The sequence below is a fragment of the Labilithrix luteola genome, assembly GCF_001263205.1.
Taxonomy (GTDB): domain Bacteria; phylum Myxococcota_A; class Polyangia; order Polyangiales; family Polyangiaceae; genus Labilithrix; species Labilithrix luteola.
In genome coordinates this window covers 10,653,516-10,678,959 of sequence record NZ_CP012333.1, presented here as the reverse complement: position 1 = coordinate 10,678,959, position 25,444 = coordinate 10,653,516, and the positions used below count along the sequence as shown (strand labels likewise).

Here is a 25,444-nt window from a genome sequence, read left to right as displayed (position 1 = left end):
CCTCAGGCGCTCAGGCCTGCATCGCTGCGCTGGCTGCATCCGCGCCAGCAGCGGGCGCGTGCTCCTCGCCAGGCGAGGGGGCATCCGGTGATCGCTTGTAGCCGCACTCTTTGTCGGCGCAGGCGATCATCGGTTTGGCCTTGGTGCCGCCCATCACGAGGAACTTCGCTCCGCACGCGGGGCAAGGCTCGTTGATCGGCTTCTGCCAGAGCTTGAAGTCACACTTCACGGTCTCGTCGTTGTAGCGGCTGCAACCGTAGAAGGTCTTGCCGCCCTTCTTCTTCGGACGGACCTCGATGATGTCGCCGCCGCACTTCGGGCATGCGACGCCGAGCGGAACGGGCCGCGCGTTCTTGCACTGCGGGTAGCCGGTGCACGAGAGGAACTCGCCGTAGCGACCGCTGCGGATGACCATCGGCTTGCCGCACTTGTCGCAATCGACGCCTGCGTCGCGAGGCTTGGCTGCGCCGGTGCCGTCGGGCCCGAGGTCACGTGTGTTCTTGCACTTCGGGTAGTTCGAGCAGCCGAGGAACCAGCCGTTCTTCGACCAGCGCTTCATCATCTCGCCGGGAGGAAGCGCGCGGAGCTTCTCGTCTTCGCTGTTCGGTCCGCAGATCTCGCAGATCTCGCCGGTGGGCTCCGGATCCGGATTCCAGCGCTTGCCCTTCTTGCTCTTGTCGAGCTGTTCGCGGAACTTCTTGTAGAAGCGCGAAAGAAGGACGGTGCGCTCTTCGGTGCCGGCTTCGACGGCGTCGAGCTCCTGCTCCATGCTCGACGTGAACGTCGGATCCATGAAGTCGAGCTCGCTGTTCACGAGGCCGTCGACCACCATCTTGCCGAGCAGCGTGGGCCGGAAATTACGGCCATCGAGCTTCTCGACGTAGTCGCGCGCCTGCACCTTGCTGATGATCTCGGCGTACGTGCTCGGGCGACCGATGCCGCGCTCTTCGAGCTCACGGACGAGCGAGCCTTCGTTGTAGCGCGCAGGCGGCTGCGTGAACTTCTGCTCGGCGAGCACGCCCGGAGGCGTGACGAGCTCGAGGACTTCACCCTCGGCGAGCTCGGGTAGCGTGGCCTCGCCCTCTTCGGGCTCCTTCGCGCCGTCCGCGTCGGTCTTGTCGTCTTCGCCGCCGGCCTGGTTGGTCGACTCGACGCCGCTCCCGTAGACCTCGAGCCAGCCTGCGAACTTCAGCACGCGACCGCTCGAGCGGAGCATGTATGACGCGCTCTTCGCCTTCGCCTCGATGTCCACCGAGGTCTGGTCGAAGACTGCGTCCTTCATCTGGCTCGCGATGAAGCGATCCCAGATGAGTTTGTAGATCTTGTACTGCTCGTCCTTGAGGTGCTTCTTCACCGTCTCGGGCGTGTGCTCGAGCGAGGTGGGACGAATCGCTTCGTGCGCGTCCTGCGAGTTCTTCTTCGACTTGAAGACGTTCGGCTCGGCGGGCAGCGAGTTCTTGCCGTACGAGTTCTCGATGTACTCGCGCGCGGCGGCCAGCGCGTCGGGGGAGACGCGCGTGGAGTCGGTACGCATGTACGTGATGAGACCGACGGGGCCGCCGTCTTTGCCGAGGTCGACGCCTTCGTAGAGGCCCTGCGCGACCTGCATGGTGCGCTTGGCGCCGAAGCCGAGACGGTTGACCGCGTCCTGTTGGAGCTTGCTGGTGGTGTACGGGGCGTAGGGCTTTCGCTTGCGCTCCGACTTCGTGATCTTCGCGATGCGGTACGTCGCACCATCGAGATCGCTCTTCACACGTCCGGCGGTCTCGCCGTCCTTGACCTCGATCTTCTTGCCGTCCTGCTGGGCAAGGCGCGCGTTGAACGGCTGCTTCTTGGCGCCGTTCTTTTGCGTCTTCGCGAGCGTGGTGCCGATGTTCCAGTACTCTTCCGGAACGAAGGCCTCGATCTCGCGTTCGCGATCGACGATGAGGCGGAGCGCGACGCTCTGGACGCGACCGGCCGAGAGCCCGAAGGCGAGCTTCGACCAGACGAGCGCCGAGACGTCGTAACCGACGATGCGATCGAGGACGCGGCGAGCGCGCTGCGCGTCATAGAGGTGTTTGTCGAGGGCGCGGGGCGACGCGACGCCCTTCTGCACACCGTTCTTCGTGATCTCGTGGAACTCGACGCGCTTCGCCTTCAGCGGCTTGCCCGTGAGCTCTTCGGCAAGGTGCCACGCGATCGCTTCGCCTTCGCGATCAGGGTCGGTTGCGAGAAGGATGTCTTCGGCTTCCTGCGCAGCAGTCTTGAGCTCGGCAAGGACCTTCTCCTTGCCGGGAACGACTTCGTAGGTCTCCTGGAAACCCTTCTCGATGTCGATGCCCATCTTCTTGGGCAGATCTTTGACGTGGCCCTTCGACGCGAGGACCTCGTATCCCGACCCCAGGTACTTTTTGATCGTCTTGGCCTTCGCCGGAGACTCGACGACCACGAGTGTCTTGCCCATACGTTCGCCTCAGAAAACCGACTGCAATGCCCCCCGGCTCAGTTTGGAGCCGCGGCCCCCTGCGAGCCCCCCCCATCGAAGCTCGAGTGACGCTCGAGAGCGGGGCGGGTGCAGAGTGCCAAAGAAGCGAATCATCAGAACGGAACCACGAGAAAACCGAGAAGAAGTCAGAAGAACTCTGATTCTTCGAATAGTCCCAAGGGGTTATCTCGCCTTTTTGCGACGAAAGAACCCGTCGGGGCCCTCTACTACTACGTCCTTCATGGAGAGCGTCAAGAGTGCCGTGACAGTCGAGCTCACCCCGAGGCCTGCCAAATCGACAATTTCGTCCACGTGTTTGGGAGCCAGTGAAAGTACTGAAATGACTTGCTTTTCATCGGTGCTCAGACGGGGGGCAAAAAGGGGGAGCTCGGGACCGACGGGACCCAGCTGGGCCGGTGCCTTTTTCCGTCGCGCTCGCTTCTGTCGAGCTTGCTGTGGGTCGTCCGGCACAAGGTCGAGTTCTTTGAAGAGCTCATCCATGTTGCCGAGGACACGCGCGCCGAGTTTGTGGTCCGCCCATGATCCTGCGCAGGCGTCCAAGTAGGGGCCGTAGGGCAGTCCGAGCACGACCCACGTCGGCCGTTTCAGGCTCCGCGCCCAAGCCGCAGCGTTGCGCGACCCGGATTGCAGACGCGACTGGACGACGATGACGGCTTCCGCGAGCGCTACGAGAACGCCGTTCCGATGGCGGAAGTTCGGGCGCGAGGGTTCGACCTCGTCCGCGAACGGCCAGATGACGCGGCTGCCATCGGAACGCGCGATCGTGTCGAAGAGCGGCCCATGTTCAGGAGGATAGACATGATTTTTTCCCGTGCCACACACCACCCACGTCGCACCGCCCGCATCGAGCGCGCCTTGGTGCGCGGCGGCATCGATTCCAACCGCGCCTCCCGACACCACCGTCGCGCCCGCGCGCGCGAGCTTCCCCGCGAGCGTGTGAGCGAACGCGCGCATGTCTTCGAGCGGCTGGCGTGAGCCCACGACGGCGATCACGCGTTTGGCATCGAGGGGACCGGTGACCGTCAGATGGGGCTGCGCGGGGAGCTCGCGGAGCGCCTCGGGGTAGGCTTCGTCGGCAGGAGTGAGTTTCACGCGGATCGATTCGGCCGCGTGCGCTCCGAGGTTTCGTTACCGGGGGATCTTGGTCGTGGCGCGCTCTGCAGCCACCGCTCGAACGTTCGCCGCTCGCATCGCGGAGCTCGGATGCAGCGAGAGATAGGTCGACGAGAAGGTCGCGAGATGCGTCGTCTTCTCTTGCTCCATGCGCTCGAAGAAGCGGAGCAGCGCGAGGGTACCGTCGACGCTCCGCCCGGCATCGAGCACGCGCACTATGGCCTCCGCATCGCGCTCGGTCGCGCGACCCGGGTAGAGACTTCGTGAGGTCTCCGTCGCGAGCGCCTGCTCTTTCGACGACCATTCGTCGTCCCCGCGTTCGTGCGTCGCCGTCGGGTGGGGACACGCGAGATCGCCTGCACGCAGGTGCGTGAGCTCGCGCGCGAGGACGAAGAAGAACGCATCGAGCTGCCGATCTTCGAAGGTTGCCGCAGGCTTGGCGGCCGTGAAGAAGCCCGGAGGAGGGGGCAGAAGGCGGCGACCGGGAACCTGCACGCGAGCGAGAAACTCCGCGTACTCGTCGATGCGACGCGAGCCGTTCGCCTCGTCGTACGCGAGCGCGCGCGCGACGTTCGTGACGAGTCTGAGCATGGCATCGGAGACGACGATGACGTAGTCGCCGTCGTCGTCGCACGCAGCCATCGCGCTCGCATCGCCGACGTTGGGATCGAACGCGACGTAGATTCCCGTCAGGCGTCGCTTGTCGGCGGCATCGAGCCTGCTCGTCAGCTCCTTGAGGGCAGCGTGCGCCGTTTGATGCAGCGCGAGCGTCTCGAGCTCCGGCGCGATCTCGTCGGCGTGCGCACGTGACGGGAGCGCGCCGACCATCGCCGCGGAGAGAATCGAGAACGCGAAAACGAGCAGGAAGCGGAGAGGGGAACGCAGCATCGACGATGGCTCCCTTTCGGCCGCTTCTAGCGGATGGTTGCGTCCTTAATTTGCGAGCAGTTCTAGAGGCTTGGGCGCGGTCACTGGCGAACGAAGTGGAACGGGATCGCCACCGTGGTCGGCGAGCCAGGCGCCGGGAACGTCCACGTGCGGACCTGGTTCTCGATGCACTTACCGATGACCGGATCGTCGCCACTCGAGCTCGCGCTCGAGACGGTACCGTTCGCCGCGACGTTCGCGGTGACGGTGACGTTGGCGCTCGACTTCTGGTCGCCGCCTCCGCGCTCCCAGCACGAGCGCTTCACGCCGGCCTGGCGCTCGCGCACGACTCTCTGCACGGAGGCCGAGTCAAGGCCGCCACCGCTTCCCGATCCCGGCCCGCCGGGCCCCGCGGAAGGCCCGCCGACGCCGGGGAGCAAGCCGCTCAAGTCTGCGGTCTTCTTCTCGGCTGCTGTCGGCGTAGCAGCCGCGACGGCCGTACTCTTCGGCGCAGCCGTCGCGGGCTTGCCCGAGGCCGTCGCGCTCGGTGTGGGCTCGACGGAAGCGACCGGCGGGGGGATGTCGGTCGGGATCGGAGCAGCCGATTGGCTCGCGGTGGGCGTCGGCACCTGCACGATGATCTGTTGCGGCGGCGGCTGGTGGAGCGCGAGGAAGGCGACCAGGCCGAACAGCGCCACGGCGAACACGGCGAAGAACCAAACCGGGACACCGCGCTTCTGGATGGTCGGCGGCGCGACCGCGGGCGCGGGCGCGGAGACGAACGGCACGGCGGCGGCAGCGGCCGGCGGCGCAGAGCCTCCGATGGCCGGCGGCGGTACCGCGAACGGGTCGGCGACGGCAACCGGAGAAAGCTGCGCGGCCGGCGGCGCGAACGGCGTTGCCGTCGGCACAGGAGCAGGCGGCGCGACCTCGGGCGAAGGTGTCGTGCCCGGAGCGACCGCGGGGGCGAGGGCCGTCGCCGCGCTGCCGAACGGCGCGAGCGGGACGTCATCGAGCTTCTCGGCTGTGGCCGTGCGCGCGTGGAAGGGAACCACGTTGCTTCGCCCGCCCATGCCGCCCACCATCCCGCCGCCGGGCGGCGGGCCGAGGGGGCGCGTTGCCTCACGCGGAGGATCGGGCGTACGAGCCGCAAGCGGAGCCGGCGTGGCCGGTTTCTGAGGAGCGCGCGGTGCCTGCACGGCAGGCATGCGAGGCTCGGACGGGGGCGGCCCGACGATCGAGACGCGGTTGGTCTGGGCTGCTTCGCGCACGATGGCCGCGAGCTCGGGCACTGCGCGGATCGGCCGCCACTCTTCGAGGCCCTCCTGCCAGCACAGCGACTCCTCAGTGATGGCTCCCGTCGCCGCCTTGCGACGAAGCTCGGAGACCCGGACGGGCCCGACCGGCACGCCGTTGATGGCCACGTACCATTCGTCGCTGACGCTCAGCTCCAGATTGCTCGGCTGAGAGGGAGAAGGTGCCGCGCCCTCCTGGACGGTGCGCTGGAACGCTCCGGCGAGCGCCCCTCCGTGGCCACTGCCCGGGTGCGACGCCGCCTGGGCGCGCGGCTTCTGCGCAGAGAGGCTCGTCGCCAGGCTGTTCTTCGAGATCTGCGACGGCGACTCGAGCTCGTTCAGCGCCGAGGAGACGCTGGTTTCGGTGACCGCCGCGCGCACCTCGATCTGGTGCCCGCATTTGCGGCACTTCATCCGAACGGTCTTGCCCGCGACCTTGTCGTCGGCGATCTGGTACTTGGCTTTGCAGTTGTCGCAGAGAAACTTCACCTAAATCACCGGTTCACCCGAGGGTAGGGCAGGCACTCGAGCGCCGGTTAGACTACCTGGTTGTCAGTCCCGGGGCGATAGTCTCTCGACGGTGCCGACCCAACGGAGACGTAACTGTACGTGACCGCACACGGGCTCGCAGACCGCGCGACGCGAGCGCGACGCGAGCGCGACCAAGCGCCGCCCGAACGACACATGACCGTCGTAGTGAGTCCCTCTTTGGGGCTGAACGGCGCGAATCAGAACAACTTGAAGAGGTGGGCCTTGATCGACTCGCGCGTCTCGGGGTCCGGCGCAACGTGCAGGCAGCGTTCCCACATCTCGACGGCCTTGTTACGAAAGCCGGCCTTTTCGTAGAGCACGGCAAGATTCTTCAATGCCGGAAAATGCCGGGGATTGAGATCGACGGCGCGTTCGAGCTCGGTGATGCCGTCGTAGATCTGCCCGCATTTCCCGTAGATCAGGGCCAGATGGTAGCGAAGGCGGTACGCGAGCGGATCGAGCGCGATGCCCTTCTTGAGCAGCGACATGGCGAGCTCGGCGTTGCCCGCCTTGTACGCAGCGATGCCGTCTTCGAGGAGCTTCGCCGCGGTCCGGTCGATCTGCTCCGGATCGTGCGAGGCCATCCCGCTCTCCGAGCGCTCGAGGAGTCTCGTCGTCTTGGCGAGCAGCTCTTTGATGCGGAACGGCTTCTCGATGTAGTCGTCGATCCCGTACGTCGACTTGAGATCTTCGACGATGCGCCAGCCTCGATAGACCGCGCTCATCATGAGGATCGGGATCTTGCCGTACTTCTCGCTGCCCTTCATGCGGCGCGCGATGTCGAAGCCGTGGAGCTCCGGCAGCATCGCATCGAGCAAGATCAGGTCGGGCGTGTGTTCCTTGACGAGGTTCAGCGCGACGAGACCGCGATCGGCTTCGATGACCTGGTGACCTTCGTCGGTCAGCAAGCGGCGAACGAGCTTGCGGATGTCCTCCTCGTCGTCGACGACGAGAATGCGCTTGCCGCGCTGCTCGGGCGACGGCGTGAGGCCCGCGGCGTTGCGTAGTTCTTCGGTGAGTAGCTCGACGCGCGAGACTTCTTCGCCGAGCGTGCCGAAGTCACTCGTGGAGAGGTCATCGTTCTCTCCGGCTCGCTGAATCTGCTCGTCGACGAACACCGGGGCGGCGTCGGGCGTGAGCGTGATCCCGCGCCGATCGGACACGGCCATGGGCGCAGGCTCGCGCGGCATGAGCTCGGCGCGTTCGCGGTCGTAGCGGGCCTGCTCTGGCGACACCCCGATGCGTTCGAGAGCCTCGGGCGGAGCCTTGGGGCCGGCGTAATACGTGGCGCCCAAGTCCTTCGCGTCGTACGCGTCGCCGATGGCGCGCTCGAGCGTGCTCGTGATCGCCACGTAGGGGAACACGCGTTTGCCCGTGACGAACTCGAGCTCGTCGATCGCGCGCTGGTCGCGAGGGTTGCCCATCGCGAGAAACAGTCGGTCGTCGCGCGCGAGGACGGGGAGGAGGCGGCTCGACTCGGCGACCTCGCGAGGCACGAGGTCGAGGTACTCGATGGGGATGGCGATCTGATTCAGATCGATGCCCGGCACACCGAGCTGCTCGGAGAGCGCGCGAAGAACGTCGGTCTCTTCGACGACGCCGCTCGCCGCGATCCGCGACGCGAGCGGAACACCGTCGTGGGCTTTCGCCTGGCTGGCGAGCTGCTTGTCGAGCTCCTCCTGCGAGATGAGCCGACGCTTGAGCAAAATGCGTCCGATCGGTTTCTTGTCGTCGGACATTGCGCCTCCGCGCCCAGCGTAACCGGGTTCGACGAGCGCGGCAAAGGCGTGATGCGTGCCGTCTGGGTCTATTCTCTCGGGCTCTTATTCCTGGTCCTCGCCCGAGGACATACGTGCGATGGCGGCGGCCTTGTAAGCAGGCCACGTGCCGTCCTGGATGGCCGCCCGCGCGCCCGCCACGAGCTCGCCGTAGAAGTGGAGGTTATGCACGCTGAGGAGGCGCAGGACCGTCATCTCGCCGGCAATGTAGAGGTGCCTCAGGTAGGCCCTCGAGTAGCCTCCCTTGCAGCAGGGGCAGGTGCACTCCGGGTCGATCGGGCGTTCGTCTTCGCGGTGGCGCGCCTGTTTGACGACCACGCGGCCGAACCGTGTGAGCGCTTGGCCGTTGCGCGCGTTGCGTGTGGGCAAAACGCAGTCGAACATGTCGATGCCGGCGTCGATGCCCTCGAGGAGGTCACGCGGGGTGCCGACGCCCATGAGGTAACGCGGCCGTTCCGGATCGACGAGATGCGCCATCTCGTGCAGCGTCTCGTACATCTTCGGGATGGGCTCACCGACGGAGAAGCCGCCGAGTGCGAGCCCGTCGAACCCCGGATCGAGCGCGGCGAGCTCCTCGGCATGCGCGCGTCGCAGGTCGGCGAAGCACGCACCCTGGATGATCCCGAACAGGGCTTGCTTCGGCGGTCTCGGCGTGGCGAGAGCGCGCTTCGCCCATCGGGTGGTCTGTTTGACGGCGGCTTCGACGACCGGCCGTGGCGAGTCGCCGGGCGGGCAGATGTCGAGCTGCATCTGGATGTCGGCGCCGAGCAGCCCCTGCACGCGCACCGCTTCTTCGGGCGAGAGATGCTGCTTCGAACCATCGAGGTGCGAGCGGAACGTGACGCCCTGTTCGTCGAGCTTCACGAGCGATTCGCCGGGCTTCTTTCCGCCGTTTGCGCCGAGCGAAAACGCCTGGAATCCGCCGGAGTCGGTGAGCATCGCGTGCGGCCAGCGCGAGAAGCCATGCAGGCCCTTCATCTTCGAGACGATGTCGGGGCCCGGACGGAGCCAGAGATGGTACGTGTTGCCGAGGACGATGCGCGCGCCCGTCTGGGCGACCTCCTCCGGCGTGAGCCCCTTCACGCTGCCCTGGGTACCGACGGGCATGAACGTGGGGGTGTCGACCTCGCCGTGCGGTGTCGTGAGCACGGTCCGGCGTGCGTGACCCGAGGTGGCGAGAACGCGAAACGAGAAACCTTCCGTGCGGGGGCCGGCCATGGTGTTGGAAGCTTCAGGGGGTTGGGAGCTCTGCGCGATCGGGAACGCGGTCGAGGACGCGATCCAGGACGCGATCCAAGACCATCGCGTCCCCGTACGAGAAGAAGCGATAACGTTGGGCGACGGCGCGCCGGTAAGCCTCGAGCACGCGATCGGTTCCACCGAAGGCGCACACGAGCGCGAGGAGCGTCGACTTGGGGAGGTGGAAGTTCGTCATCAAGCGGTCGACGACGGCGAAACGGTAGCCTGGCTGGATGAGGATGCGCGTCTCTTCCGCGCACGGACGCACGTGGCCCGGGCGCTCGGGATCCTGTGCGGACTCGAGCGCGCGGACGACCGTGGTTCCGATTGCCATGACCTTCGCACCGCGTTGTCGAGCGCGCGCAATGGCGGTCGACAAGCTTCGCGAAACCTCGAAGTACTCCGAGTGCATCGGGTGGTCGTCGAGGTCGTCGACGGTGACGGGCTGGAACGTGCCGAGACCCACGTGCAGCGTGCAGCTCTCGATCTCGCAACCACGCTCGCGCAGTCGCTCGAGGAGCTCGGGCGTGAGATGCAGACCCGCCGTCGGCGCCGCCACTGCGCCTTCGACCTTCGCGAAGACAGTCTGGTATCGCTCCTCGTCTTCGCTGCGGACGTCGCGTTTGATGTACGGCGGCAGCGGCACCTGACCGGCGCTCATCCGCGCTTCTTCGAGAGACGAGCCGTCGCGCGTAAAGAGGCGCACCTCGAAGAGACCGTCGTCCGCTTTGCCTTCGAACTCGACGACGAGCGCGTCCCGCACGATACGCGTTCCGGGGCGCAGCGCCTTCGATGCTCGGCCCATCGCGCGCCAGCGCTGCTGGTGGATGCCGTTCTCGACGCCATCCCACATCTTCCGAACGAGGAACACCTCGGCGCGGCCGCCGGTGCCTTCCTTGATCCCGAGGATGCGGGCGCGAAGGACCTTCGTATCGTTGACGACGACAAGCGTTCCGGGGGGAACATACTCGGCCAGCGCAGAGACGCTCGCGTCGAGCGCCGCCGTACGCATGCTGGCCGGCGGAGGCGGCACGACGAGCAGGCGAGCCTCCTCGCGATGCGCGGGTGGTGCCTGCGCGATCAGCTCGGCCGGCAACTCGAAGTCGAACTCCGCGACGCGCATGCGCCGCTCATACCACGGGCGGAGAGCCGAGGAACTCGCGCGTCGTCAGCTTCGACCCCGAACGCCCCCGGCGGCAGCCGCCACCGCGTACGCTTCGGTTTCCGTCGGGCGAGGGGTGACGCCCGACGGCGCTTCGGCGTGCCAGAGCCGGCGCGAGCTCGGCGGGCACGAGGCCTTTGCATGAATGAAACTCACGACCTCGGTAATGTCGTACGGCTTGGGAATGAAACCGCTGACTCCGCAGTCTGCTCTCTCGAGTTGTCGCTCGCTCAGGCAGTAGGAGCTCGTGAGGATGACGCGCATCGCCGGATGCGTAGCGCGGAGCTCGCGCGCGAACTCGAGGCCGTTTCCCCCCGAATCCGTGCGGATCATGAGGTCAACCACGGCGATCGCCGCCGGGTTTTGGGCCAGGGCGGCTCGTGCATCGGGCACCGAACCGGCGAGTACGACCCGGTAGCCCTCGAGCCGGAGCGCACTCGCGAGAACGGGCGCGTCACCTTCCGGGACGTCGACAAGAAGGATCGTCTGCATGCGACGGTTCGCGACTAGCAATTGAAATGCCATCCCGTTCGTCGCGAAAAACAGCGGGTTCGTCGCTATTCGCGTTTCAGTTGTGAACGATTTCTCTGCAACCTCGAAATCGCGGCAGAGGTGCGTCGCTCACTCAGGAGCGATTGCTAACGAGGCTGGTCGGCAGGCTGGCCAGTCGCCGCGCGTGGCGGCGTTCTCGGCCTCGACTGGTCTCTAGGTACGGCTCTCGTACACAATCCCGAGCCGGGTCATCTTCCGCCAGAGCGTAGTTGCGGAGATGCCGAGGAGATCCGCCGCCTTCTCGCGGCTGCCATCGCAATCGCGCAACGCGGTTTCGATGGCGCCTCGCTCGGCCCCGTCCACGACCTCGGCCAAGGTCCGGCCGCTTCGGCCGCCAGGGGCGTCGTCAGGGCGGCCTACCGGGAGAACGTCGTCACGCATGACGACGCCATCTTGAACGAGCGCGACCGCTTGCTCGATCATGTGTTCGAGCTCGCGGATGTTGCCGGGGAAGTCGTAGTGCGCGAGCGCTTCGAGCACGCCCTCGTCGAGGCGCGCACGCGTGCCCATCTTGCGGTTGAACTTGTCGAGGAAGTACGCGAGCAGATCGGGCAGGTCCTCGCGCCGATCGCGAAGCGCCGGCAGCTGGAAGCGCGCGACGTTGAGGCGGTAGTAGAGGTCCTGACGGAAGCGCTTCTCGGCGATGGCTGTCAGAAGATCCTGGTTGGTCGCCGCGATGATGCGGACGTTCACCTGGATCGGCTTGTTCTCGCCGACGCGTCGGACCTCGCTCTCCTGGATGGCGCGGAGCAGCTTCGCCTGGAAGGCGAGCGACGTCTCGGCGATCTCGTCGAAGAAGAACGTGCCCCCGTCGGCCTCTTCGAACAGGCCTTTGCGCGCGTTCACGGCCCCGGTGAACGAACCCTTCGCATGACCGAAGAGCTCGCTCTCGAGCAGCGTGTCGGTGATGGCGGCGCAGTTGACGGGCACGAACATGCGCTCGGCGCGCTTGCTGTTCGCGTGAATCGCCTTGGCGACGAGCTCCTTGCCGGTGCCGCTTTCGCCGGTGATGAGGACGATCGCGTCGGTGGGCGCGATGCGGACGATGCGGCCGAGCACTTCGCGAACGGACCGCGAGCGGCCGACGATGTTCTCGAACTTGTAGCGATCCTTGAATTCGGTCGCGAGGAAGGCGACCTCACCGGCAAGACGACGGTTGTCGAGCGCCTTGCCGACCTTCACGAGGAGCTCTTGCTCGGTGAAGGGCTTCTGGATGTAGTCGAAGGCGCCGAAGCGCATCGCCTCGACCGCGCTCTCGATCGTGCCGTAGGCCGTCATCACGATGACCTCGGTCATCGGCTGCGAGTCTTTGACGGCACGAAGGACGTCGATGCCGTCCTTGGAGCCCATGCGCAGGTCGGTGAGCACGACGTCGTACGCACCTGTTCCGCCGCGCTCACATCCGGCTTCGCCGTTCTCGGCCTCGTCCACCTCGAAGCCCGCACCGCGGAGCATCATCGCGAGCGTGGTGCGCATGTTGCGCTGGTCGTCGACGATCAGGAGCTTGGCCATGGCGATGAATCGGGAGAGGCGAGGGCGTTGGGTGTTTTCGGTGAACGTGCAGGAAAGAGCGAAACGAGAAACGAGAAACCAGAAACGAGAAGGAAGGAGACGATCAGTTGTCGAGAGCGCCGTTGCTGATCCAGGTCTGAATGCGGACGATGGCGTCTTGGCTGAGCACGCACTTGGGCTGGTCCGGCATGATTCCGACCAGCGTACCGTCTGCCGCTCGATGGCGAAGCGTTTGGATCAGGAGGCTTGTTTGAGGCGTTGGGAAGTCAGCCGGTTTTACCAGAGGAGGGTTGGCTGTGAACATGGTCGCGCGGCACCCAGCCTGGCTGTCGCAAACGTAGCCGCCGGAAACCTGAGCGCCTGTCTGGTTGGCGGAGCCATGGCATGTGCCGAATTTGGCGCATGATGCTCCGCCGTTGGGGCCGAACACGTCGCGGTAGAGGTCCGTGAAGGTCGTCCCAGCGCCGCCGTCGGCGCCGCCGCAAATCTCGTCGCTCGGTGCGGGCGCGGCCGGGGGGCGGCATCGAAGCGAACCCCGCCCTCAATGACCTTACCGGTGGCGTCCCCGCATCCCGTGAGGGCAAGCGCGAACGCCGCCAGCCATCCGGCCGCGACGCGCCTCATGTTTCGAAGCTACCGCAACTCGCGCGTACTCGCATGACTCGCACGACTCGTCATCCTGCGACACATCGACGCGCCCCCCCGAGTTTCCTTCTTCAGAACGTGACGCCGAGGATGAGGCGCACCGTCTGAGCGGTCGAGAGGTCGTAGTTGGGGAGCTTGGGCGTCGTGCCCGGGAGCTCACCCTTCTGACCGGGGAGGTAATCGAGGCCCGCGAACGGGAAGAAGACGCCGTACTGCAGGGCCGCGAAGAAGCCGCCCATCTTGTTCGGGTCGTCGTTCAGCGAGCCGTCCTTCGCCTGATAGTAGAGCTGAAGGTCGATTTCGAGGCCGAGATCGCGCTTGTTGCCCGGCGTCTGGAGGAACTCGCTCGCGCGGCTGTAGATGATGGCCGCGCCGCCGCCGAACTTCTGGCCGTTCGGGCTGCGGAGGAAGTCGTAGTCCACGCTCGGGCGGAAGTAGTACGTGCCTTGCACGCGCGAGAGGATGCGGCGGTAGAAGATGAGGTCGACGTAGTACGCCGGGTTGAAGCGGAACGTCGTGATGCTGTTGCCGTTGAGGATCGGCTGGAGGCCGTTCGGATTCGGCGCGAGCCCTTCGACGTTCGGGTCGCCCGAGGCCCAACCGGCGCCGAACTGGACGCGGAGCTTGTCTTCGATGGCCCGGTACTCAGCCTGCGTGGCGAGACCCCACTGACGGAGCTTCACCGGGTCGTTGATGTTCTGCGAAGCCGGGGAGACGCCGATCTGACCCCAGATCGTGGCGAGCTCCGCTTCGAGGCGCAACTTGTTCCAGAGGAACTGGACCCAGAGGTCGGGAATGACGGCCCAAGCGCGGCGCGCTTCCATGCCGTTGTTGGCGGCGGTCGAGTCGAACGAGACGGGATCGGTGCCCGCCTTCACGTCGATGTATTGCGACCGGTACGTCGTGTAGATACCGGCGTTGAAAACCGCGTCGTTGCGCGCGAGCTTGAGCCGCTGGAGCTCCGGGTTCGTGCGCTTCGCGATGAACGCCACCCACTGGTTGACGTTGTTGAGGTTCGACGTGTTGTACGGCTGACCGCCGTAGATGTCGTACGGCGTGGTGCTCGTCGGGCCGCTCGACACGAAGTCCCACGCGCCGCCGAAGTACAGGTCCAGCGACTTGATGCCGGACACGAACATGAGGCGATCGACGTTCGTCTGGTAGTCGCAGTCGAGGCAGTCGCCCGCGTTGACGAGCATGCCGAGACCCCACTGGTTCGGCATACGACCGAAGCGGATCTGGCCGATCGGGGTCAGGTACTCGGCCCAGGCGCGCTGGACGCTGATCGAGTTCTTGTACCCGTTGACGCCTGCCGTGGGCGGGCCCTGGGTCGTGGAGAAGGCACCGAGCGGTGCGTAGCCGTTGTAACCGGCAAACGTGTAGCCGCTCTTGCTCGTGCCGCTCGGCTTCATGGCGTACGCGTCGGGCGTGGAGCCGAGCACCAAATTGTCGAGCAAGTCGACCTGCGTCATGATGCGCAGGTTGTCCGAGATGTGGATCTCGGGGTTCAAACGCAGGCGAAGGTTCGCGGTCGATTGCGTCTTGTCGATGCACTCGCCGGTACCGTTGTCGCCGCAGAGAAGAACGCTCTTTCGCTCGCCGTTCAGATTGCCGTAGCTCTGATCGAGCGGCTGCGGCCAGAGGTTCTGAACGTCGCCGGGGTCGTTGTGGCGGCCGAGCGTGAAGTTGTGGAAGAGCTCACCGCGGGTGCGGAAGTAGCCGTGCATCTCGAGGATCGGGCGGGTATGTCCCCACCAATCCTCGCTGTAGACTTCCGACGGGCGGTTGCCGATCGTGCCGTCGTTCGTCGGCCGCTCGCGACCTTGCTGCAGAAGCTTTTGTTGATCGCCTGCGGTGTCGACGGCCGGCGTTCCGGACGGCTCCGGCGCGGGCTCCTCCGGCATCAGCGTGCCGCCGGGCGTTCCCGTGGCAGGCTTCGTGGTGTCGAGGGGCGACGGAGCCGGTGCGGTGGCAGCCGGCGGGCCTTGACGGGCGGGCGAGGTACCAGGCTGCGCGGGCGCAGCGCCAGGTTGAGCAGGTTGAGCAGGCGCGGGCTGGGCAGGTGCCTGGGCGAACGCCGACGAAGACCAAACTGCACTGGCGCCCAAAAGCGCGAGAGAGAGCCCGGAGCGCCGAATTCCACGTCGCGCCAAGAGCCCCGCCGAGGGCGAGCCCTCAGGGCGTCGGGACTCGGGCCCAGCAACCACAGCTCGCAAAGCTGAACGGCGGATCACCATGCGGGCCGCCTTCTAACACAACACGCTCCCGGGGTGTGGAGCCGTGCGCCCGTCGTGAAAATCGTTCCGGGCGAGGCAGGATCAAACGCGAGAGCGCGGTTTTTTCCGCGTCGCGACCGCCAGCACCCCGAGGATCGTCACCGTGACTGCCGAGATACTCGCGGTCGTCCGGGCGTGGTGGACGGCCCACGTCGCCGCGCCGAGCACCACGCCGGGCGGGGGAGGGGGCTCGCCGCCCTCGAGGCGCGCGGCTTCGACCACCCCCGTGCAGGCGAGTGGCCATTCGCTCGGCCGGTGGCGTGAAGCGACGCACGTGACGAAGCACGTGGCGACACGTGCGTCACCGAAACCGATGAAGGTTCGGCCCAGCCCGGCGCGACCTGGCGGTGCGTCCGCGAAATCGAGCGCCAGCGAAGCTCCCTGATGCGTCGGAACGACGGCGGCACCCGACGCGCGTTCGCTCGTCGAAAGCAGGAGGCCTGTCGTTCGGGCCTCGACGACGGGTCGCATGTCCTCGACCCAGCCGGGGATGGGGGTGGTCACGCATCCCGCGACCAGCGTCTCCGTGCCTTCGCTCGACCGAACGGCGCGAAAGCTCGTCAGTGAAGCGCCGCTACCCTCGCTCAGCGGCGGCTTCTCGACATGAGCCTCCACCCATCCGGGCGGTGGCTCCACGAACACGTGCGGGATCATCCGCGTGAGGACGGAGCCGTCGCCGGATCCGAGCCATCGAGCTCGACCAGGAATGCTTCGACTTCGGCGCGAAGGGCGTGGAGCTGCTCACGGACGCGCGGATCGGTGACCGGTCGGACGACCTCGCGCACGATCTCACGAACGGGCTCGCGCGGCGCGGGCGGCGCGATACGGCGAGGCTCGCCCGTCGCGACTGTCTTGATCACGGGCGCTTGCGTCACGGTCTGCGCCGCGGGAGGCGTAGGAGCCGTGGGAGCAAGCGGCATCGGTGGAGCGACGGCGACGGTCGCGGGCTCGGGCAGGAACTCCTGCTCGAATGCTTCGGCGAGCACGGGTTCCACGCCGCCGCGTTGAAGCTGCTTCTTCGCTCCGGCGATCGTGAATCCGTCCCGATAGAGCAAGTCGCGCACGCGCAGGAGACCCTCGACATCGCGTCGGGAGTAGACCCGCTGGCCCTTCTTGCTCTTCGTTGGACGAATGCTCCGGAACTCGCGTTCCCAGTAGCGAAGCACGTGGGGTTCGACCCCGACGAGACTCGCGACCTCACCGATACGGAAGAACAGCTTGGCAGGCAGCTCGGCCATACGGTGTAGCAACTGCTCCGGTTATTCTTTGGCTTCGATCGCCGCGGCGGCGATGGGCGCCGGCGCGAGCGGAGGAGCGCCGAGGCCGTTCGTCACGCTCGATACGCTCGATACGCTCGATGCGAGTGCGGACGACGCGGACGGCGCCGACGAGCCACCAGCGCTTGGGCTCGAGGCCTGGGCGCTCGGCGACGAGGCTCCCGTCGGCGACGACGGGGCTCCGGAGCTCTTCGGGTTGAGCGCGTGCTTCAGAATCTGGCTCGCCTTGAAGGTGAGCACACGGCGCTCGCTAATTTTGATCGGGTCACCTGTCTGCGGGTTACGCCCCGGACGCTGCCGCTTGTCGCGCAGCACGAAGTTCCCGAACCCACTGATTTTTATCTTCTCCCCGCGCCCGAGGGTCTCCTTCATCATCTCGAAGACGAGATCGACGATGTCCGCCGACTCCTTCTTCGAGAAGCCGCCGACCTTCGCATACAGCGCCTGGACGATCTCTGCCTTCGTCATGATCGTCTCCACCCCCCAGAAAAGGTTCTCTTGGTTTCGAGCTTCCGAGTCCTTAGACCTGCGAACTGCAACCTGTGACGAGGTCATTCACCGTTGACCCAGGCTTTTCGAATCGCGCTCGCTTGAGCCAGCATTCCTCGAAAAGGCCGAGCCAACACTCGCAGGTACCGGATAGTAATGGCCTTCTGGGGGACCGGCCAGTGGAAAAGTGGCGGCTCGCCCCAGGTCATTTCGCGCATGTCCACGAAAATGCGCATGCGCTCGAAATCATAAGGACTTCTACATCCCTCCAGAAACGCCGAAGCCCGGGGTTCAAGGGGTCATTGCTGACCCGCCCCGGGCTTCGACGATCGCGCCTTATCGAACCAGGCGCTCTAGGAGCACACGCTACGCAGCGAGCTCTTCCGTGGAGGGCGCCGGCGGCGGGATGCTCTCGAGCTCTTGCGCAGCGGAGGCCGGCGCGAGGCGGACCGCCTTGCGACGGGCAAACTGCTCGCTCGCGACGAGCAAGGCGACGTAGCCGTAGCCGATCATGAAGAGCATCGCGAACGGCGTGGCGAACCAGTGGCCGGTCTCGATCGACGCGACGACGCTGCCGAACGACACCAGGCAGAGACCGATCTCCGTCGTCGGGAGATCGGCGCGTGCGCGGTAACGGTTGCTGTGGTTCGAGCCGTGCTTCGGCGTACGAATGAACTCACCGGCCATCGAGCGAAGGCCTTCGAAGACGGCCTTCGAGAGGTGCGGAGCGAGACCCGCGCCGAGCGCGAGGAGCCCGGGGAGCGTGCGGACGGCGTCCATCCGGCGACGTCCCTGCGCGGCTTCCGCCATCGCGTAGAACGCCATGAGCGAGCCCGTGGTGCCGATGCAGAGCGGCAGGTCGATGATGAGCATCGTCGTCGGGTTGGTCGCCGGCATCATCAGGAGCGCCGGCAAGAGGAGCACGCTGAGGACGACCATCAGCGGGTACGCGAAGTGCGGCGTCATGTGGAAGAACGCCTCGATGCGCTGCATGAGCGTGAGCTCGCGCGTCGTCATCACGCGCTTCATCAGCTTGCGCGCGGTCTGCACGGTGCCCTTCGCCCAGCGGTACTGCTGCGCGCGGAACGCGCTGACGTCTTCGGGGAGCTCGGCGGGCGTGACGACGTTCTCGCGGTAGGCGAACTTCCAGCCGGCCATCTGAGCGCGGTACGAGAGATCGAGATCTTCGGTGAGCGTGTCGTGCTGCCAGCCGCCGCTCGAGTCGATCGCTGCCTTGCGCCACATGCCGCCGGTGCCGGAGAAGTTGAAGAGCCAGCCCGCTGCTGCGCGCGCGCGGTTCTCGACGAGGTGGTGGCCGTCGAGCATGAGCGCCTGGACGCGCGTGAGCCACGAGAGCTCACGGTTCATGTGGCCCCAGCGCGCCTGCACCATGCCGATCTTCGGATCGCTCATGAAGTGAGGGACGAGGTCGAGGAGGAACGTCTCGCCGGGGAGGAAGTCGGCGTCGAAGATCGCGATGAGCTCGCCCTTCGCCACCTTGAGGCCCGCGTCGAGCGCGCCGGCCTTGTAACCCGTGCGGTCGACACGGTGCAGATAGACGATGTCGAGATCTCCGCCCCAGTCCTTGCGCATGTTCTCGGGGAACGCGGGGGACTCGTCTGCGAGTGCAGCGACCTTGGAACGCGCCATCTGGCGGCTCTCGTCGGTCGAGTCGTCGAGCACTTGGATTTCGAGCTTGCTACGCGGGTAGGCGATACGAGCGGTGTGCTCGAGCAGTCGCGCAAGAACCGTCGCCTCGTTGAACAACGGAAGCTGAATCGTCACGTGCGGGAGCGACTCAGGGTCAACGTCGGTCGTGAGCGGCGGCACGCCGTCGCGCAAGGAGCGCAGCTTGTCGCGGTAGCGCAGAACCGTAAGCACGAGGTGCGAGCGGTGAAGCCCGTACATCGCCAGAAGCAGCAGCACGGCGAAGTACGCGAAACACAAGGCAACTTGCATGGCCGCAGCGAAGCACGAGCGTCGCGGCGCTTTGTCATCAACTTGTAATTCGTTGTCCCTCGTTGTCCGGAGCGACGCCCTGCCTCAGGCTCAGCCATTCGGCAGGATCGGCGGCTCTTCGACGAGATTATTGGGGCTGGAGGGCGGCGACTTTCGGCGCCGGCTTCTTTCCGATGTCGAGGCTGTAATAGACGCCCAGACCCACGAAGAAGAAGGTGTGGCCCGTGGTGCTGGAGATCGACGTCGAGTTGCAGTTCCCGCTGACGCAGTTCTCCGCCTTGTCGAACTCGCCGTAGTTGATGCTCGCCTTGGGCACGAGCCGGATCGGGCCGGCGGGGATCGAAAGACCGGCTCCGAGCGCGAATTCCGTCCCCGAGTAGGAGTGGGTCTGTTCGGCGCCCGTCGACTCGGTGAGCGTCTGCTTCAGGCTCCGAAAGCCGAAGCCCAGGTCACCAATGAACGACACGCGGTCGATGTTGGGGACGAGGCCGATGGAGAGACCCGCGTAGGTGGTGTGCACCGAGCCGTCGGCCGTGACGCCCGCACCGAGGGTGTCGAGCTTCGACGGTGACTTGAGGCCGGCGTACTCGACCGATCCGCCGAGGAGCAGCATCCGCGCGACGCGGAAATAGGCGTCGATCGCGCCGCCGCCACCCGCGCTGGCGACGTTTTCGAACGAGAGGTTCGGATCTACGCCGCCGCCGGGCACGAAGGCGCCCGCGCGGACGCCGAAGAGGAAGCCGAGCGACGATGGAACTTCCCTCTGCACAAAAGGCTGATTGAGGCGCTCGGCCGAATTCGGATCACCGGCATAGGGCGGGGGAGGCGGCGGTAGCGTGACGGTCCCGGGCGTCGCGGCCATGCCGGCGCGCTGCACCATCACGATCTCCACGTTCTTCTGCTCGCGCTCGACGACGTTCACATCCTGCGGGGCGTTCGCCTGCCAGCCGTTCGCCGCGGCGTTGAAGCGGTAGACGCCAGGATTGACGGGACGGGTGATGCCGAGGACCTCGTTCGGCATCTGGGTGCCGTTCGCGGTGACCTGCAGGTTCTGCATCTGCGAAGGATCGGGGCGGACCGTCACGCGCAATGTCGGAATGCGCTGGCGAAGCGGCGTGAGCTCGCCCTGACCTTGCTGCTGCGCCTGGACGAACGCGTCCGGCGGGTTCGGTCCGAGGTTCTTCCGGATGAGCGTTTCGTACGTCTCGGACGCTTCGACCAACTTCCCGACGAGCGCCTGGCATTCGGCGATGCGAAGGAGGTGCGTCGGCGCGTCGAAGAGCTTCTGCGCGGCTTCGAACCGAGTGAGAGCCTCGGCAGCCTTGCCCTGGTCTTGGAGGGTGACGCCTTCTTGATACGCCGCCCGTGCCGCCGACTTGCGCTCGGACTCCGACATCTGCGCGTTCGCCGTCCGCGCGCTGGAGACGAGAGCGAGAGCCGTCAGAGCGAGGGAAGCGACCTTGACGATCGCAAAGCGGCGCGGACGAAAGAGCATGCCCGTCCACCCTACCACCGTCGGGCTTCTTTCGATCGCGCCGTTCGGCGCGTCGTGCATCAGTAGCCCGGATCGTTCTTGTTCGGTTTCTTCGGCGGTGTCGGCGCTGTGGCGGCCGGTGCCGTCGTCAGTGGTTGAACCGTCATTGGTCCCGGAAGCGGCGGGGGCTTGTCGCCCGGTTTTTCCGCCGGCTTGTCGCCCGGCTTCTCCGGCTTGGTCGCCGGCTTGGTCGTCCCGGTCGCTTGCCCCTGCGCCTTCGCACTTCCGATCGGCGGTACCTTCGCCGTCACGGGCACGGCGTTGGCGGGCTCCGCGTTGACGAGAGGGGGCACACTCGGCGTCGGTTCGGGCGTGATCACGGGGGCGCTCGCCGCGGAGCCGAGCGAGGTCGCCGCGCTCGGCGGAAGCGACGTCGTCACCACCGGCTGCTTCGATTGGCGAATCTTGTACGCGATGCCCGTTCCGATGCCGGCCACGGAGAGCCCGAGAAGCGCCGCGAGCACGATGTACTTTCCACGCCCGTCCTGAACGCCGGAGATCGAGTTGGCCGTGAACGGCGACGCGGTCATCGCGCCGGGCGGCGGCGTGAGAACGGGCGTGCCGCCCGGCCCCGAGGGCATGTGATCCGGATACTGCGGTGCCGACCCTCGCGGCTGCGAGGACGCAACCGTGGAGAGCCCGGACATGGGGTAGCCCTGTCCGCCCGAGCCACGAGGCGTGAGACCCGCTGCATAGGCGAGGGATTCGCCGAGCTCCTGAACGTTGCGGAAGCGACGATCGGGCTCGCGCTCGAGCGCGCGGAGGAACCACGCATCGAACGAGCTCGGAATGCCTGCTGCGAATTGCGAAGGTACGGGCACCGGCGCCGTGCAGATCTTCACGAGGAGATCGCCGACCGACTCGCCGTCGAACGGAAGTCTGCCCGTCACGCACTTGAACGCGATGACGCCGAGCGACCAGAGGTCCGTGCGGTGATCGACGTTACGCAGCCCGCGAGCCTGCTCGGGTGACATGTAGAACGGCGTTCCGAGAACCGCGCCGGTCTTGGTCGTCGAGCTGATGCCCGGGTTGCTCTGGTTCTGGATCTTGGCGATTCCGAAATCGAGGACCTTCGCAATCTCGTCGTCGTCTTCCGGCGTCTTCACGAGGAAGATGTTCTCCGGCTTCAGATCGCGATGAACGATGCCCTGGTCGTGAGCACGCGCGAGCCCACGGCACACCTGCTGGATGATCCGCGCCGTGTCTTGGAGCGAGAGCACGCCGCGATCGATGCGCTTGTCGAGCGGCTCGCCCTGGAGAAGCTCCATGACGATGAACGGCTTGCCGTCGGCCGTGACGCCGTGGTCGAAGACCTGGATGGCGTGCTTCGACTGAATCGTCGCTGCGGCCCGCGCTTCCTTGTCGAAGCGGCTGCGCGCCTCGTGGCTGTCCGCGTACTCCGACTCGATGAACTTGATGGCGAAGCGCGTACCGAGCGTTGCGTGGCGGGCTTCCCACACGGAGCCCATGCCGCCGCGTCCGATCATTCCGACGAGCTGGTATTTGCCCTCGATCAGGCCCTGGGACGGCGGCACTTCCGGTTGGCTCTGGCTCATGGGCAAGGAGGCTTCGAAGGAGGACGATGGCAGAGGCGAACTACAACGCGAGCATGCAGGGCTTGCACGACGCGCAATGAGACGAGAGGCGCGCATGTTGGACGGTCGGCGCGTCCAACGCGTTCAAATCGTTTGGCGCCTACGGCTCGCCCCACGCCTCCCACGAAGCCGAAGAGTACAGGGATGGCTTCGGAAAGGGAAACCACGCTGCGGTTGGGCTTGTTCCCGTGCTTTTTTCGCGCTCGCTTTCGCTCTCGGCGCGAGCGGATGAATGGGGGGGGGGCGGGTCCGGCTTGCTCGCTGCGGGCAGCCTTCCTACCGTGTGCGCCGTGCCGCAGAATCCCGTCCGCCCCGCTCGTTCGACGTCTGGCCCGGCCGCGCTTCCCCCGCCCGGGAGTCCCGACGTCCTCTATCTCGTCGACCTCTCTGGGTATGTCTTCCGCGCGTACCACGCGCTTCCCCCGCTCTCGAATTCGAAGGGCGAGCCGACCCATGCCGTCATGGGGACGGTCAACATGCTGCAAAAGGTCGTCAACGAACGGCGGCCCGCGATGTTGGCCGTCGCCATGGACTGGGGCGGCCCCGGTTTCCGCAAGGAAATCGACGAACGTTACAAAGCCACGCGTCCGGCGGCCCCGCCCGATCTCTCCCAACAGCTCAAGCGTTGCGAAGAGATCGTTCGCGCCTATCACATCCCGATCTACCGATGGGAAGGCGTGGAGGCCGACGATCTCATCGCGGCCGTCGTCGCCCGTGCGTCCGCCGAAGGCGTGCGCGTCGTCATCGTGAGTGCCGACAAGGACCTCATGCAGCTCGTCCACGACGCGGACGACCAGGTGCTGATGTGGGACTCGATGCGTGATCGCACGTTCGGCCCCGCCGAGGTCGAGGCGAAGTTCGGCGTGCCCCCGAGCCAGCTGCGCGATCTCCTCGCGCTCACCGGCGACACGTCGGACAACGTGCCGGGCGTGCCGAGCGTCGGACCGAAGACCGCGGCCGACCTCCTCAAGGAGTACAAGACGATCGACGGCATCTACGCGAACGTCGGAGCGATCAAGCGCGCGAAGCTGAAAGAGAACCTGCAGACCTACGAGAAGGATGCGCGCATCTCGCAGCAGCTCGTGACGCTCAAGGTCGACGTTCCGATCGACTGGAACAAGGAGCATCTCCAGTACGGCGGCGCCGACGTCGAGGCTCTTCGCAAGTTGTTCCTCGACCTCGAGTTCACGCGCCTGCTCGATCAGATCAGCGCTGCGCAAGCGAGCATCGACGCGGGCCAGAGGCTCGCGCCCGGGCAGAAGGGCGGCGGACGCGCCATCGCCATGGTCTCCTCGGCGAAGGCGGTCGCTCCTGCGGCTCCCATCACGCGCACGTACCGTCACGTGCTCGAGCGCGCGGAGCTCGAAGAGCTCGTTTCACGCGCGAAAAAGGCGGGCATCCTCGGCGTGCACGTGGCGATGACGACGCCCGATCCGATGCGCGCGCAGATCCTCGGTGTCGCCCTCTCGGTCGAGCCGGGCGAGGGGATCTACGTTCCGATCACGCATCGCTATCTCGGCGCGCCCGCGCAGATGTCGTGGGACGTCGTTCGCGACGTCCTCGCGCCGATCTTCGCCGACGAGTCCGTGCGCAAGGTCGGCTACGACCTCAAACGCGCGGAGAACGTGCTCGCGCGGCACGGGGTGACGCTCGCCGGCAAGATCTCCGATCCGATGCTCGCCGCGTACCTTCTCGATCCGGAGTCGCCGCACGAGCTCAAGGACCTCGTGCGTCGCGAGTTCGGCGCCGAGCTCGCCATCTACGACGAAAGCGCCACGGCAACGAAGAAGAGCGAGCGCGTTGCGTTCGATCAGCTCGACGTCGAGCGCGCCACCACCTTCGCCGCGCCGCAGGCCGAGTACGTCGTCTCGCTCGTTGCTCGTCTCGACCCGCGCGTCGAGCAGGATGGGCTCGGCAAGCTGTATTCGGACATCGAGCTGCCGCTCTCGCGCGTTCTCGCCTCGATGGAGCGCAAAGGGGTGCTCGTCGACATCTCGAAGCTCGCCAGCATCGCCGCGAAGGTCGAAGTCGAGTGCCAGGCCCTCGAGGCCAAGGCGCAGGAGATCGCCGGGCGCAAGTTCGCGATTCGTTCGCGCGACCAGCTCGAAGGAATTCTCTTCGACGAGCTGAAGCTCCCCGTCGTCAAACGCACCGCCAAGGGTGGACGATCGACGGACGCGGCGGTGCTCGAGGAGCTCGCGGACAAGCACCCGCTTCCGCAGGTCATCCTCGACTATCGCGAGCTCGACAAGCTCAAGGGGACTTACCTCGAAGGCCTTCCGCGTGCGGTCAACCCCACGACGGGACGCATCCACACGCGCTTCGAGCAGGCGGTCGCCGCGACCGGTCGTCTCTCCTCGACCGAGCCGAACCTGCAGAACATCCCCGTCCGCACCGAGGTCGGCCGCCTCGTCCGCTCGGCGTTCGTGGCGCCGAAGGGCTTCGCCATCGTCAGCGCGGACTACTCGCAGATCGAGCTCCGCGTGCTCGCGCATCTCGCGAAGGACGAGCAGCTCGCCGTCGCCTTCCGCGACAAACTCGACGTCCACCAACACACCGCGTCGCTCGTGTTCGACGTCCCGCGCGATCAGGTCACGAGCGAGATGCGCCGTCGCGCGAAGGCCATCAACTTCGGCCTCATCTACGGCATGGGCGAGCCGCGTCTGGCACGCGAGCTCGGCATCACGCGTCAGGAGGCCGGTAAGTTCATCGAGGCCTACTTCGCGCGCTTCGTGGGCGTACGGAACTTCATGACCCAGACCGTGGAGGGCGCGCGGAGCGGTGAAGCGGTGCGCACCATCCTCGGCCGGCGCCGGTTCCTTCCGAACCTCCACTCGGCGAACCGCGGTCTACGATTCGAGGCCGAGCGCGTCGCGAAGAACACGCCCATCCAGGGAACGGCGGCGGACATCCTCAAGCTCGCGATGATCCATCTCGGCGAGGGTGAGGTCGTCCCGGGTGCGCGCATGATCCTCACCGTGCACGACGAGCTCGTCTTCGAGGTGCCGACGGAAGGCGTCGATACCGCCAAGGCACGCATCAAGGAAGCGATGGAGGGCGCCTTCGCGCTCGACGTTCCGCTCGAGGTCGACGTGGGCAATGGCTCGCACTGGGGCGAGGCCCACTGACCAC

The 25,444-nt window shown here is 66.3% G+C and carries 16 protein-coding genes and 1 pseudogene; 1 reads left to right on the top strand and 16 read right to left on the bottom strand.

Going from position 1 to position 25,444, the window contains the following annotated elements; all coding sequences use genetic code 11:
* Positions 1–10: 10 nt before the first annotated feature.
* From topA to AKJ09_RS46015, 16 genes and pseudogenes are all read right to left on the bottom strand, one after another.
* Complete coding sequence (gene topA / locus AKJ09_RS46090) at positions 11–2,446, bottom strand: type I DNA topoisomerase (protein ID WP_146654224.1); 2,436 nt, start codon at positions 2,444–2,446, stop codon at positions 11–13.
* Between the two features lie 204 nt (positions 2,447–2,650).
* Positions 2,651–3,580 carry a DNA-processing protein DprA gene (locus AKJ09_RS46085; RefSeq protein WP_169928454.1) on the bottom strand — a complete coding sequence of 310 codons (930 nt, stop codon included), beginning with the start codon at positions 3,578–3,580 and terminating at the stop codon, positions 2,651–2,653.
* 36 nt (positions 3,581–3,616) lie between these two features.
* Positions 3,617–4,489, bottom strand: coding sequence for a hypothetical protein (locus AKJ09_RS46080; protein WP_146654222.1), 873 nt, complete (start codon positions 4,487–4,489; stop codon positions 3,617–3,619).
* A gap of 80 nt (positions 4,490–4,569) precedes the next feature.
* Entirely contained in the window at positions 4,570–6,252 is a 1,683-nt protein-coding gene (locus tag AKJ09_RS46075) for a GYF domain-containing protein (RefSeq protein WP_146654221.1), read from the bottom strand.
* A 239-nt stretch (positions 6,253–6,491) separates the two neighbouring features.
* The gene (locus tag AKJ09_RS46070; RefSeq protein ID WP_146654220.1) at positions 6,492–8,033 is read right to left on the bottom strand and encodes a response regulator; all 1,542 of its coding nucleotides are present in this window, start codon (positions 8,031–8,033) and stop codon (positions 6,492–6,494) included.
* 84 nt (positions 8,034–8,117) lie between these two features.
* Entirely contained in the window at positions 8,118–9,290 is a 1,173-nt protein-coding gene (gene tgt, locus AKJ09_RS46065; RefSeq protein ID WP_146654219.1) for a tRNA guanosine(34) transglycosylase Tgt, read from the bottom strand.
* Positions 9,291–9,303: 13 nt separating this feature from the next.
* The gene (gene queA, locus AKJ09_RS46060) at positions 9,304–10,434 is read right to left on the bottom strand and encodes a tRNA preQ1(34) S-adenosylmethionine ribosyltransferase-isomerase QueA (protein WP_146654218.1); all 1,131 of its coding nucleotides are present in this window, start codon (positions 10,432–10,434) and stop codon (positions 9,304–9,306) included.
* A 45-nt stretch (positions 10,435–10,479) separates the two neighbouring features.
* Complete coding sequence (locus tag AKJ09_RS46055; RefSeq protein WP_169928452.1) at positions 10,480–10,965, bottom strand: response regulator; 486 nt, start codon at positions 10,963–10,965, stop codon at positions 10,480–10,482.
* A gap of 213 nt (positions 10,966–11,178) precedes the next feature.
* The gene (locus tag AKJ09_RS46050; protein WP_146654216.1) at positions 11,179–12,537 is read right to left on the bottom strand and encodes a sigma-54-dependent transcriptional regulator; all 1,359 of its coding nucleotides are present in this window, start codon (positions 12,535–12,537) and stop codon (positions 11,179–11,181) included.
* A 716-nt stretch (positions 12,538–13,253) separates the two neighbouring features.
* Positions 13,254–15,335, bottom strand: a complete 2,082-nt coding sequence (locus AKJ09_RS46045) for a TIGR04551 family protein (protein WP_240488853.1) — start codon at positions 15,333–15,335, stop codon at positions 13,254–13,256.
* 165 nt (positions 15,336–15,500) lie between these two features.
* Positions 15,501–16,112 (bottom strand): hypothetical protein, encoded by a 612-nt coding sequence (locus tag AKJ09_RS46040; RefSeq protein WP_146654214.1) that lies wholly within the window; start codon positions 16,110–16,112, stop codon positions 15,501–15,503.
* Positions 16,109–16,696, bottom strand: coding sequence for a MerR family transcriptional regulator (locus tag AKJ09_RS46035; RefSeq protein WP_146654213.1), 588 nt, complete (start codon positions 16,694–16,696; stop codon positions 16,109–16,111). The genes AKJ09_RS46040 and AKJ09_RS46035 overlap by 4 nt, the downstream gene beginning before the upstream one ends.
* Before the next feature lie 234 nt (positions 16,697–16,930).
* Positions 16,931–17,203 (bottom strand): annotated as a pseudogene (locus AKJ09_RS56455) (integration host factor subunit alpha); the annotation flags it as partial.
* Positions 17,204–17,590: 387 nt separating this feature from the next.
* Positions 17,591–19,183, bottom strand: coding sequence for a glycosyltransferase (locus tag AKJ09_RS46025; RefSeq protein WP_146654212.1), 1,593 nt, complete (start codon positions 19,181–19,183; stop codon positions 17,591–17,593).
* 127 nt (positions 19,184–19,310) lie between these two features.
* A complete protein-coding gene (locus AKJ09_RS46020; RefSeq protein WP_146654211.1) occupies positions 19,311–20,678 on the bottom strand; it encodes a tetratricopeptide repeat protein in 1,368 nt (455 codons plus the stop codon).
* A 59-nt stretch (positions 20,679–20,737) separates the two neighbouring features.
* Positions 20,738–22,273 (bottom strand): serine/threonine protein kinase, encoded by a 1,536-nt coding sequence (locus AKJ09_RS46015; RefSeq protein ID WP_169928450.1) that lies wholly within the window; start codon positions 22,271–22,273, stop codon positions 20,738–20,740.
* Positions 22,274–22,602: 329 nt separating this feature from the next.
* Here AKJ09_RS46015 and polA point away from each other — a divergent pair, with 329 nt between their 5' ends.
* Positions 22,603–25,440: a DNA polymerase I gene (gene polA, locus AKJ09_RS46010; RefSeq protein ID WP_146654209.1), complete on the top strand. Its 2,838-nt coding sequence runs from the start codon at positions 22,603–22,605 to the stop codon at positions 25,438–25,440.
* Positions 25,441–25,444 lie beyond the last annotated feature (4 nt).

Coding starts and splice junctions, on each gene's coding strand:
- AKJ09_RS46020 (WP_146654211.1), bottom strand. CDS start 20,678: ATGCTCTTTCGTCCGCGCCGCTTTGCGATCGTCAAGGTCGCTTCCCTC.
- AKJ09_RS46070 (WP_146654220.1), bottom strand. CDS start 8,033: ATGTCCGACGACAAGAAACCGATCGGACGCATTTTGCTCAAGCGTCGG.
- AKJ09_RS46015 (WP_169928450.1), bottom strand. CDS start 22,273: ATGAGCCAGAGCCAACCGGAAGTGCCGCCGTCCCAGGGCCTGATCGAG.
- AKJ09_RS46050 (WP_146654216.1), bottom strand. CDS start 12,537: ATGGCCAAGCTCCTGATCGTCGACGACCAGCGCAACATGCGCACCACG.
- tgt (WP_146654219.1), bottom strand. CDS start 9,290: ATGGCCGGCCCCCGCACGGAAGGTTTCTCGTTTCGCGTTCTCGCCACC.
- AKJ09_RS46080 (WP_146654222.1), bottom strand. CDS start 4,489: ATGCTGCGTTCCCCTCTCCGCTTCCTGCTCGTTTTCGCGTTCTCGATT.
- AKJ09_RS46040 (WP_146654214.1), bottom strand. CDS start 16,112: ATGATCCCGCACGTGTTCGTGGAGCCACCGCCCGGATGGGTGGAGGCT.
- AKJ09_RS46025 (WP_146654212.1), bottom strand. CDS start 19,183: ATGCAAGTTGCCTTGTGTTTCGCGTACTTCGCCGTGCTGCTGCTTCTG.
- queA (WP_146654218.1), bottom strand. CDS start 10,434: ATGCGCGTCGCGGAGTTCGACTTCGAGTTGCCGGCCGAGCTGATCGCG.
- AKJ09_RS46035 (WP_146654213.1), bottom strand. CDS start 16,696: ATGGCCGAGCTGCCTGCCAAGCTGTTCTTCCGTATCGGTGAGGTCGCG.
- topA (WP_146654224.1), bottom strand. CDS start 2,446: ATGGGCAAGACACTCGTGGTCGTCGAGTCTCCGGCGAAGGCCAAGACG.
- AKJ09_RS46055 (WP_169928452.1), bottom strand. CDS start 10,965: ATGCAGACGATCCTTCTTGTCGACGTCCCGGAAGGTGACGCGCCCGTT.